This window comes from Actinoplanes sp. NPDC051633, from assembly GCF_040681735.1.
GTDB lineage: Bacteria > Actinomycetota > Actinomycetes > Mycobacteriales > Micromonosporaceae > Actinoplanes.
In genome coordinates this window covers 1-9,964 of the sequence record NZ_JBFAZH010000161.1, presented here as the reverse complement: position 1 = coordinate 9,964, position 9,964 = coordinate 1, and the positions used below count along the sequence as shown (strand labels likewise).

The window sequence follows — 9,964 nt, the reverse complement described above, 5'->3', positions numbered from 1 at the left end:
GGCTGCTGGGCCGTCGTCGGCTCGGACTCAACCCCCGCCGGAGCGCCACCGGAGTAGGCGGCGTTGCCCGCGAAGGAGCCGTCCGCGGGCCGGTGCGACGGCTCCGGCGAAGTCGGAGTCTCGTGCCGCTGCGGGTTGGTCTCGTGCTCGGTCATGGGACATACATTGCCCATTCGGTCTCCGACGCCCCTGTGCCTGGGCTGGATGTTTTCTGTGAATGGAGATCTCAGTCGGAAGGGTGACTTTCCCGGTCTATCGCGGGCAAGGTCACCCGGAAGGTGGCACCCTCGCCCGGCTCGCTGATGACGTCGACGCTGCCGTGGTGGGCGCGCACGATGGCCGCCACGATCGCCAGTCCCAGGCCCGTGCCGGTGGACGCGCGGTCGGTCCGGCGGGTCCGTGCCTCGTCGGCGCGGTAGAAGCGCTCGAAGACGTGCTCGCGCTGCTCGGCGGACAGGCCTCGCCCGGTGTCCACCACGTCGATCACCGCCCGGTTGCCGGAGGCGGTGGAGAGCCGCAGCGTCACCTTGGCGTCGTGCGGCGTGTGCACCAGCGCGTTGGTCATCAGGTTCCCGATCACCTGGCGCAGCCGGGCGTCGTCCCCGTACGCGATCAGCCGGTCCGAGTCGTCCCGGATGTCCAGCTCGATCTGCCGCTCGGGCGCGACCACCCGCGCCGCCTCGACCGCCTCGAGCGCCAGCACCGGCAGCTCGACCGGCGCCAGCTGGATCGGCCGCTCCCGGTCCAGCCGGGCGAGCAGCAACAGATCCTCGACCAGCAGGCCCATCCGGGAGGCCTCGTCCTCGATGCGCCGGACCAGCGCGGCCACGTCGGCCGGCTCGGCCACCGCGCCCTGCCGGTACAGCTCGGCGAAGCCGCGGATCGAGGTCAGCGGCGTACGCAACTCGTGCGAAGCGTCCGCGACGAACTGCCGCATCTTCTCCTCCGACCGCACCGCTCGCGCCTCGGACACCCGGGCGTCCTCGGCGGCGTCGCGGGCCGCCGACTCGGCCGCGCGGGCCGCCGTCTCGGACTGCGCCCGGGCGGTGAACGCCGCCTCGATCTGGGTGAGCATCGCGTTCAGCGCGCGGGACAGCCGGCCCAGCTCGGTCTGCGGTTCGATCGCGTACGGCTCCGGATCGGGCACGCGGCGGGTGAGGTCACCGGCCGCGATGGCCCCGGCGGTCTGCTCGATCTCGACCAGCGGGCGCAGGCTGGTGCGCACCACCGCCGCGCCGACGGCCGCCAGCGCGACCAGCACCCCGAACCCGACCAGCAGGTCGATCCAGATCAGCCGGCCCATGGCGAAGTCGATCTCGCCCATGTTGCGGCCGACGTAGATGACGTCGCCCTGCCGGGTGAAGCTGATCATCATCCGCCAGTGCTGCCGCTTGTTCGGCGAGGTGGCCGTGAACGGCTGGTCCTCGATCCGACGCTCGATCGCGTCGTACGTCGTGAAGACCGGTGGCATGTCGGCGTCGGTGAGCTTGGTGTTGTTGGAGAAGTTCTCGCCCACACCGGAGACCGCCCGCACGCCGAACATGTACTCGCTCGGGAAGGTCGCGTCCGTCTCGACGGAGTCCAGCTCGGAGAGCGAGATGTTGCGTAGCTGGAACGAGATCGTCTCGGTCCACACGGCGAGCTCGCCGTCCATCCGCTCGATCATGTAGCTGCGCAGCGCGAACGTGCTGGACACGCTGATCAGGGTGAGCGCGGCGAAGACCAGCGCGAGCACCGAGGCGATCAGCTTGACCCGCAGCGGGGTGCTGCGAAGCCGGCTCGCGCCGCGCTGACCGGGCAGCCCCTGCTGCTGCTCGGGCGCGAACGCCGGGGTCGGCTCGACGAAGACGGTCACCGGAGTCTCAGGCCGCTGGTTTGCGCAGCACGTACCCGACGCCGCGGAGGGTGTGGATCAGGCGCGGCTGCACGTTGTCGACCTTGCGCCGCAGGTAGGAGATGTAGGACTCCACGATGTTGTCGTCACCGCGGAAATCGTACTTCCACACGTGGTCGAGGATCTGCGCCTTGGAGAGCACCCGGTTGGCGTTCAGCATCAGGTAACGCAGCAGCTTGAACTCGGTCGGCGAGAGCTGGACCCGCTGGCCGGCGCGGTAGACCTCGTGCGTCTCCTCGTCGAGCTCGAGGTCGGCGAAGGTGAGGCGGGACGGCGTCTCGTCGCCGGCCGTGGTGCGCCGCAGCACCGCCCGGATGCGCGCGGTCAGCTCCTCGAGGCTGAACGGCTTGGTCACGTAGTCGTCGCCGCCCAGGGTGAGGCCGCGGATCTTGTCGTCGGTGCCGTCGCGGGCGGTCAGGAACACCACGGGGGTACGCGCGCCGCCCTCACGCATCAACCGGATGACCTCGAAGCCGTCCAGGTCGGGCAGCATCACGTCGAGCACTACGAGGTCGGGGTTCGCGCTCTTGGCGGCGGTCACCGCCGCGCTGCCGCTGGTCGCCGTGCTCACGTCGAACCCGGCGAAGCGAAGGCTGGCGGAGAGCAGCTCGAGAATGTTCGCGTCGTCCTCGACGACGAGCAGCTTCGCCTCGCTCTGCTTGGGCTGGGTCTGAGTGGCCATAGGCCCCATCCTTCTCCCAGCGACTGCGCTATGCCTGCATGACAGCTGAAAGTTTTCTGTGAGCCAGGTGATTCGGCACCGATGGAACCAGGCAGCTCACCGACGCCTGAGCGGCCTGCGCGAGGATCCGGCGGTCGGCGCCGGAGACCGGATGCAGCGCGGACGCGGCAGTCATCGTGACCGTCGGGCGGCGTAGGGCGCAAACCCGGCGGACCGAGGACCACAGGGTGTCGTCGCCGATGAACGCCACGGCGCTGGAGTCGTAGGTGAGGGAGACCGGCACCACCGGAGCGCCGGCGTCGAGCGCGGCCTGGAACATCGCCGGGCGAAAGGACGGGGCACAGCGGGCGTCACCGCAATGGGTCGTACCTTCCGGGAAGACCGCGACCGACGTGCCGGCGCGCAGCGCGGCAGTCACCTCGGCCACCGTCGCGGGCAGCGTCTTCGGCCGGGCGCGGTCCACGAAGATCGCGCCGGTCACCGCGGCCAGCAACCCGATGCAGGGCCAGTCGCGCACCTCGCACTTGGCCACGAGCCGCGCCGGCCGCACCGCCAGCAACGCCACGATGTCCAGCCAGGAGACGTGGTTGGCGACCACCAGGCTGCCGTCGCGGACCGCCGGGCCGCGCAGGCGCAGGCGCACGCCGAGCGCGCCGAGCAACAGGCGCGCCACGGTGCGGACCCCGGTGCGCCGCCGCAACGGCACGATCACCAGCCCGAGCAGCAGCACGCCGGCCACCGCGGCGAGCCGCAGCGCGACGCGGACGCCCGCGATCAGCTCGTCGCCGCCGGTGCGGCAGCGCGGGCCGCACCCCGAGACCGGCTGCCAGACGGTCATCGCGGCACCCCCAGGAAGTGCCGGCGGTAGCGCGGGTCCATCCGGTCCATCGAGAACAACACGTAGAAGTCGGCGGTGCGAAACAGTGGGTCGTAGGCCGGCTCGCCGCACACCCAGCTGCCCAGCCGCAGGTATCCACGCAGCAGCGGGGGCAGCTTGGTGGCCGGGTCACCGGGCGGGCGACCGGCGCCGAGCCACGGCGTGCGCGGGGTGACCCGCAGCGCGGGCGGCGACAGGTGCCCGGCGGACACCCGGGCCCAGACCCCCGCGGCCAGCTCGCCGCCGTCGTCCAGCGGGACCGAGGCGCAGCCGCCGAGCCAGCGCAGGTTGTGCAGGTGCAGGTAGCGGGCGATGCCCGCCCAGATCAGGTTGACCACGGCGCCGTCGCGGTGATCCGGGTGCACGCAGGACCGTCCGGTCTCGACGAGCTGGTCGCGCAGCGGGCGCAGCTTGCCCATGTCGAACTCGCCGTCGGCGTAGCGGCGGCCGGCCCGCTCGGCGGCGGCCGGCGACAGCAGCCGGTACGTGCCCACCACCGTGCCGGTGGCGTCCTCGCGCACGATCAGGTGATCGCAGAAGTCGTCGAAGTCGTCGACGTCGCGGCCGTCCACCGCGGTGGGCAGCGTCGCCCCCAGCTCGCCGGCGAAGACGTCGTGCCGCAGTCGCTGCGCGGCGGCCACCTGATCGGCGCTGTCCGCGATCAGGAGGGTGTAACCACTGGTCCCGGTCGATGAGCCGGCGGTCAGCAGAATGGTCATGCGTCCTGTGTAGGTGCCGTTCCTGCCGTCGGCGTGTCGGCTCAGGCAGCGCGCGATGTCGGGAACATGAACGCCGCGATGTCGTACCCCTGTGAGAGCGTGATCGGGTGCAGATTCCGGCTCGGTTCAACGGTCCGCCCGGCTCCGGCAACGGCGGCTGGTCGGCGGGCGCCTTCGCGCTGGCCGTCGGTCCCGGCCCGCGGGAGGTGACGTTGCGCCGGCCGCCGCCGCTGGACACCCCGCTGACCGCGGACGGCTCGGCGTTCCACGCGCCCGGCGGCGAGCTGGTCGCCGAGGTCCGGCCGGTCACCGAGGCGATCGAGCCGGTGCCGTTCGCGAGCGTCGCGGCGGCGACCGAGGTGTCGGCCGGCTATCCCGGCTTCACCGAGCACCCGTTCCCCACCTGCTACGTCTGCGGCACCGAGCGGCCCGACGGTCTGCGGATCTTCCCGGGCCGGCTGCCCGACGGGCGCACCGCGGCGCCGTGGGTGGCGCCCGGCGACGTCGGCGAGGAGACGATGTGGGCCGCGCTCGACTGCCCCGGTGGCTGGTCGGCGCTGCACACCGGGCGGCTGTTCGTCCTCGGCCGGATCGCCGTGGCGATCGACCGGGTGCCGGCGCCGGGCGCGAGCTGCGTCGTGGTCGGGCGCGCCGACGCGATGTCCGGCCGAAAGGCCATCACCGGTTCGACCGTGTATGCGGCGGACGGCACGCGGCTCGCCGCCGCGCGGGCCACATGGATCGAGATCGCTTCAGTACCCTGACCGGGTGACCGGGCCAACGGAGATCATCGTCGACCGTCTGTCGAAGCAGTACAAACAGCTGCGGGCGGTCGACGACCTGTCCTTCACCGTGCGGGCGGGGCGGGTCACCGGCTTCCTCGGGCCCAACGGCGCGGGCAAGACGACGACGCTGCGCATGCTGCTCAACCTGGTCACCCCGACCTCCGGCTCCGCCACCATCGGCGGCCGCCGCTACCTCGAGCTCGACGAGCCGATCCGGCATGTCGGCGCGGTGCTCGAGGCGAGCAGCGCGCACAAGGGCCGCACGGGCATCAACCATCTGCGGGTGATCTGCCGCGCGGCCGGCCTGCCGTCGCAGCGCGCCGACGAGGCGCTGGCGCTGGTCGGGCTGACCCCGGCGGCGAGGCGCAAGTTCAAGGGCTACTCCCTCGGCATGCGGCAGCGGCTGGGCATCGCCGCCGCGATGCTCGGTGACCCGCGGGTGCTGATCCTCGACGAGCCGGCCAACGGGCTCGACCCCGAGGGCATCCGGTGGATGCGCGACCTGCTCAAGACGCTGGCCGCCGAGGGTCGCACGGTGCTGGTCTCCAGCCATCTGCTGAGCGAGATGCAGCTGCTCGCCGACGACGTGGTGATCGTGGCCGCCGGCCGGTTGATCTCGCAGGGCCCGGTCGACGAGGTGCTGGGCTCGATGGGTGCGGCGGTGCAGGTGCGGGTGCGTACGCCCGACCCGGCGAAGCTGACCCAGGCGCTGGCGCAGTTCGGCCCGTCGATCACGCCGCAGCCGGACGGCGCTCTGCTGGTCTCCGGCGTCGAGGCGGCCCAGGTCGGGCACGCCGCCTTCACCGCGCAGGTCGAGCTGCACGAGCTGACCGGCGAGAAAGCCGATCTGGAACAGGTGTTCCTGCAGCTCACTGCCGGGAAGGCGGGCATTCGATGAGGCTGGTCCTGGCCGAGCTGACCAAGATCCGCACCACCTCGACGTGGTGGATCTTCGGGTTGGTCATGGTGCCGCTGTGGGGCCTCGCGGTGCTCTACAACTGGGGCACGACGAGCCTCACCAGCGACATCCCGGCGGACGCCGAGGTGCCACCCGACCAGGCGGAGCTGCTCGCCGTGGTCGGTTCGGACATCAACGTGGCGACCACCCACTACACCAGCGGGCAGTTCCTCGGCGTGCTGCTGGTGATGCTGCTCGGCGCGATCCTGGTGACCAACGAGTTCCACCACCAGACCGCCACCAACACCTTCCTGGTCACGCCGCACCGCGAGCGGGTGGTGCTGGCCAAGCTCGCCGCCGGGGTGCTGCTGGGGCTGGGGTTCTGGCTGCTCACCACCGTGCTCAACCTGCTGGTGGTGCCGTTCGTGCTGCGGTCGCTGGACGTGCCGGTGCAGCTGGGCGAGCCGGCGGTGTGGCGGGCGATCGGGCTCAACGCGCTGGCGTACGCGCTGTGGGCGATTCTCGGCGTCGGCGCCGGGGTGCTGATCCGCAGCCAGATCGGTGCGACGCTGACCCTCTCGATCGGTTATCTGATCGGCTCGATCGGCGGCAGTGTGGCCTTCGCGCTGCTGACGCAGTTCGTCGCCGACTTCTTCGCCAAGCTCGAGGTGATCGTGCCGACCACGGCGTCGCAGCTGATGGTCGCCGGGACCGACCTGCCGGGGAACCCGCCGCGCTGGGTGGGCGCGGCGGTGTTGATCGGGTACGCCCTGATCACCGGCGCCATCGGGACGTTGATCATGCGACGGCGCGACATCAGCTAGTAATCGGTGCTGCGCTTGTAGCCCGTGACCCCCGCGCTTCCCATGCGGCGTAACCTTGACACCGTTCATTCCGTCCCGTGTGACCATCGAGTCGCGTGCTGACAAACGGTGAAAGAGGCGAACACGGCAGTGTCGACCCAGCAGACTTCGCACGAAAATCCACTCGCGGACTTCGGTCCCAACGAGTGGATCGTCGACGAGATGTACCAGCGCTACCTGGCCGACCCGAGCAGTGTCGATCCTGCCTGGCACGATTTCTTCGCCGACTACAAGCCGGCCATGGCCACCGGGTCGATCGTCACGCCCGACGAGGCGACGGCCGCGAACGCGACCGCCTCGGCCGCCAAGGCGGGCACCGACGCCCCGGCCGCCACGAGCGTCGCGCCGGTGAAGCCGACCGTGCCCTCGGCGCCGCCGAAGGCCGCGCCCGAGACCAAGCCGGCGCAGAAGCCGGAGCCGCAGACGCAGCCGCAGCGCAAGCCGAAGGCGGCCGCGAACGGCAAGACGCCCGAGGGCGCCTCGGTGACCACCCTGCGCGGCGTGGCCGCCCGCATCGTGCAGAACATGGACGCCTCCCTCGAGGTGCCCACGGCGACCAGCGTGCGCGCAGTCCCGGCGAAGCTGCTGGTGGACAACCGCATCGTGATCAACAACCACCTCGCCCGCGGGCGTGGTGGCAAGGTCAGCTTCACCCACCTGATCGGCTGGGCGCTGGTCCGCTCGGTGATGGCGCACCCGGAGATGAACAACTCCTTCGCCGAGGTGGACGGCAAGCCCGCCCTGGTGGCGCCCGAGCACATCAACCTGGGCATCGCGATCGACCTGGCCAAGAAGGACGGGTCGCGCACGCTGGTCGTCCCGTCGATCAAGAACTGCGAGACGATGGACTTCCGCAAGTTCTGGCAGGCGTACGAGGACGTGGTCCGGCGGGCCCGGCGCAACGAGCTGACCATGGACGACTACTCGGGCACGACGATCTCGCTGACCAACCCGGGCGGCATCGGCACGGTCCACTCGATCCCGCGGCTGATGACCGGGCAGAGCGCGATCATCGGCGTGGGTGCGATGGAGTACCCGGCGCCCTACTCCGGCATGTCCGACGAGACGCTGGCCGAGCACGGCGTCAGCAAGGTCACGACGCTGACCAGCACGTACGACCACCGGGTCATCCAGGGCGCGCAGTCCGGCGAGTTCCTCAAGGCGATGCACGAGTTTCTGCTCGGCGACCACGCCTTCTACGACGACATCTTCACCTCGCTGCGGATCCCGTACGAGCCGGTGCGCTGGGTGCGCGACGTCGCCCGCACCTCCGAGGGGCAGATCGACAAGGCCGCCCGGGTGGTCGAGCTGATCCACGCGTACCGGGTGCGCGGTCACTTGATGGCCGACACCGACCCGCTGGAGTTCGAGATCCGGCGGCACCCCGACCTCGACGTGCTGCAGCACGGGCTGACGCTGTGGGACCTGGACCGGGTGTTCCCGGTCGGCGGGTTCGCCGGCAAGCAGAAGATGAAGCTGCGCGACGTGCTGGGCGTGCTGCGCGACACCTACTGCCGCCGGGTCGGCATCGAGTACATGCACATCCAGGGCCCCGAGGAGCGGCGCTGGATCCAGGACCGCATCGAGATCAAGTACGCGAAGCCGGACATCGACGAGCAGAAGCACGTGCTCAACCGGCTGAACGCCGCGGAGGCGTTCGAGACCTTCCTGCAGACGAAGTTCGTCGGACAGAAGCGGTTCTCGCTGGAGGGCGGCGAGTCGCTGATCCCGCTGCTCGACGAGGTGCTCAAGGCCTCGGCGGAGAGCGGCCTCGACGAGATGGTCATCGGCATGGCCCACCGCGGCCGGCTGAACGTGCTGGTCAACATCGTCGGCAAGCCGTACGAGAAGATCTTCAACGAGTTCGAGGGTCAGATGGACCCGAAGTCGTCGCACGGCTCCGGCGACGTCAAGTACCACCTGGGTCAGACCGGGAAGTACACGACGCCCGACGGCGAGCACTCGACGACGGTCAGCGTGGTGGCCAACCCGTCCCACCTGGAGGCGGTCGACCCGGTGCTCGAGGGCATCGTGCGCGCCAAGCAGGACCGCCTCGACCTGGGCCTGCACGGCTACACCGTGCTGCCGGTGCTGGTGCACGGCGACGCCGCGTTCGCCGGGCAGGGTGTGGTGGCCGAGACGCTGAACCTGTCGCAGCTGCGCGGCTACCGCACCGGCGGCACCGTGCACGTGGTGGTCAACAACCAGGTCGGCTTCACCACGGCGCCGGAGTACAGCCGGTCCTCGCTCTACTCGACCGACGTGGCGCGGATGATCCAGGCGCCGATCTTCCACGTGAACGGCGACGACCCCGAGGCCGTGGTCCGCGTCGCGAAGCTGGCGTTCGAGTACCGCCAGGCGTTCAACAAGGACGTGGTGATCGACCTGGTCTGCTACCGCCGCCGCGGCCACAACGAGGGCGACGACCCGTCGATGACCAACCCCCGCATGTACGAGATCATCGACACGAAGCGCAGCGTGCGGAAGCTCTACACCGAGGAGCTGATCGGCCGCGGCGACATCACCGTCGACGACGCCCAGGAGCAGCTGCGCGACTACCAGCAGCAGCTCGAGCAGGTGTTCAAGGCGACCCGCGACGCGGCCGGCAGTCCGCCGCGGGCACGGGTACGCCAGGACGAGCCGGAGCCCGAGGTCGAGACCGCGGCCGACCCGGCCGCGGTGCAGGCGGTCGGCCAGGCGCACATCGACCTGCCCGAGGGCTTCACCCCGCACAAGCGGGTGCAGCAGCTGCTCGAGCGCCGGGCCAAGATGGCCGCCGAGGGCGGCATCGACTGGGGCTTCGGCGAGCTGATCGCGTTCGGCACTCTGCTGCAGCAGGGCGTGACTGTCCGGCTCGCCGGACAGGACTCGCGGCGCGGCACGTTCGTCTCCCGGCACGCCTCGCTGGTCGACTCCAAAACCGGCAAGGACTTCCTGCCGCTGTCCACGCTGGCCACCGGCAGCGCCCGCTTCTTCATCCACGACTCATTGCTCAGCGAGTACGCGGCGATGGGCTTCGAGTACGGCTACTCGGTGGAGAACCCGGACGCGCTGGTGCTGTGGGAGGCGCAGTTCGGCGACTTCGTGAACGGCGCACAGTCGATCGTGGACGAGTTCATCACCTCCGGCGAGGTGAAGTGGGGTCAGCAGTCCTCGCTGGTGCTGTTGTTGCCGCACGGCCAGGAGGGGCAGGGTCCCGACCACTCGTCCGGCCGGCCGGAGCGGTTCCTGCAGATGTGCGCGCAG

The 9,964-nt window shown here is 70.7% G+C and carries 8 protein-coding genes; 4 read left to right on the top strand and 4 right to left on the bottom strand.

The window, feature by feature from the left end; all coding sequences use genetic code 11:
* Window positions 1-226 precede the first annotated feature (226 nt).
* The 4 genes from AB0M20_RS12295 to AB0M20_RS12280 form a co-directional block, all read right to left on the bottom strand.
* Window positions 227-1,801 carry a HAMP domain-containing sensor histidine kinase gene (locus AB0M20_RS12295; RefSeq protein WP_364297310.1) on the bottom strand — a complete coding sequence of 525 codons (1,575 nt, stop codon included), beginning with the start codon at window positions 1,799-1,801 and terminating at the stop codon, window positions 227-229.
* A 61-nt stretch (window positions 1,802-1,862) separates the two neighbouring features.
* Window positions 1,863-2,576 carry a response regulator transcription factor gene (locus tag AB0M20_RS12290; RefSeq protein WP_364297308.1) on the bottom strand — a complete coding sequence of 238 codons (714 nt, stop codon included), beginning with the start codon at window positions 2,574-2,576 and terminating at the stop codon, window positions 1,863-1,865.
* 28 nt (window positions 2,577-2,604) lie between these two features.
* Window positions 2,605-3,414, bottom strand: coding sequence for a lysophospholipid acyltransferase family protein (locus AB0M20_RS12285; RefSeq protein WP_364297306.1), 810 nt, complete (start codon window positions 3,412-3,414; stop codon window positions 2,605-2,607).
* On the bottom strand, window positions 3,411-4,172 hold the full coding sequence (locus AB0M20_RS12280; protein ID WP_364297304.1) for a GNAT family N-acyltransferase: 762 nt from the start codon (window positions 4,170-4,172) through the stop codon (window positions 3,411-3,413). The genes AB0M20_RS12285 and AB0M20_RS12280 overlap by 4 nt, the downstream gene beginning before the upstream one ends.
* Window positions 4,173-4,279: 107 nt before the next feature.
* Here AB0M20_RS12280 and AB0M20_RS12275 point away from each other — a divergent pair, with 107 nt between their 5' ends.
* The 4 genes from AB0M20_RS12275 to AB0M20_RS12260 form a co-directional block, all read left to right on the top strand.
* On the top strand, window positions 4,280-4,936 hold the full coding sequence (locus AB0M20_RS12275; protein WP_364297302.1) for a hypothetical protein: 657 nt from the start codon (window positions 4,280-4,282) through the stop codon (window positions 4,934-4,936).
* A gap of 4 nt (window positions 4,937-4,940) precedes the next feature.
* Complete coding sequence (locus AB0M20_RS12270; RefSeq protein WP_364297300.1) at window positions 4,941-5,855, top strand: ATP-binding cassette domain-containing protein; 915 nt, start codon at window positions 4,941-4,943, stop codon at window positions 5,853-5,855.
* The gene (locus tag AB0M20_RS12265) at window positions 5,852-6,679 is read left to right on the top strand and encodes an ABC transporter permease (protein ID WP_364297298.1); all 828 of its coding nucleotides are present in this window, start codon (window positions 5,852-5,854) and stop codon (window positions 6,677-6,679) included. Before AB0M20_RS12270 ends, AB0M20_RS12265 begins: the two co-directional genes overlap by 4 nt.
* A gap of 129 nt (window positions 6,680-6,808) precedes the next feature.
* Window positions 6,809-9,964 (top strand): multifunctional oxoglutarate decarboxylase/oxoglutarate dehydrogenase thiamine pyrophosphate-binding subunit/dihydrolipoyllysine-residue succinyltransferase subunit (locus AB0M20_RS12260; protein WP_364297296.1); only part of this gene is annotated, 3,156 nt, incomplete at its 3' end.

Excerpts from the sequence above, each read along its gene's own strand:
- AB0M20_RS12285 (WP_364297306.1), bottom strand. The coding sequence starts at position 3,414 with ATGACCGTCTGGCAGCCGGTCTCGGGGTGCGGCCCGCGCTGCCGCACC.
- AB0M20_RS12280 (WP_364297304.1), bottom strand. The coding sequence starts at position 4,172 with ATGACCATTCTGCTGACCGCCGGCTCATCGACCGGGACCAGTGGTTAC.
- AB0M20_RS12290 (WP_364297308.1), bottom strand. The coding sequence starts at position 2,576 with ATGGCCACTCAGACCCAGCCCAAGCAGAGCGAGGCGAAGCTGCTCGTC.
- AB0M20_RS12265 (WP_364297298.1), top strand. The coding sequence starts at position 5,852 with ATGAGGCTGGTCCTGGCCGAGCTGACCAAGATCCGCACCACCTCGACG.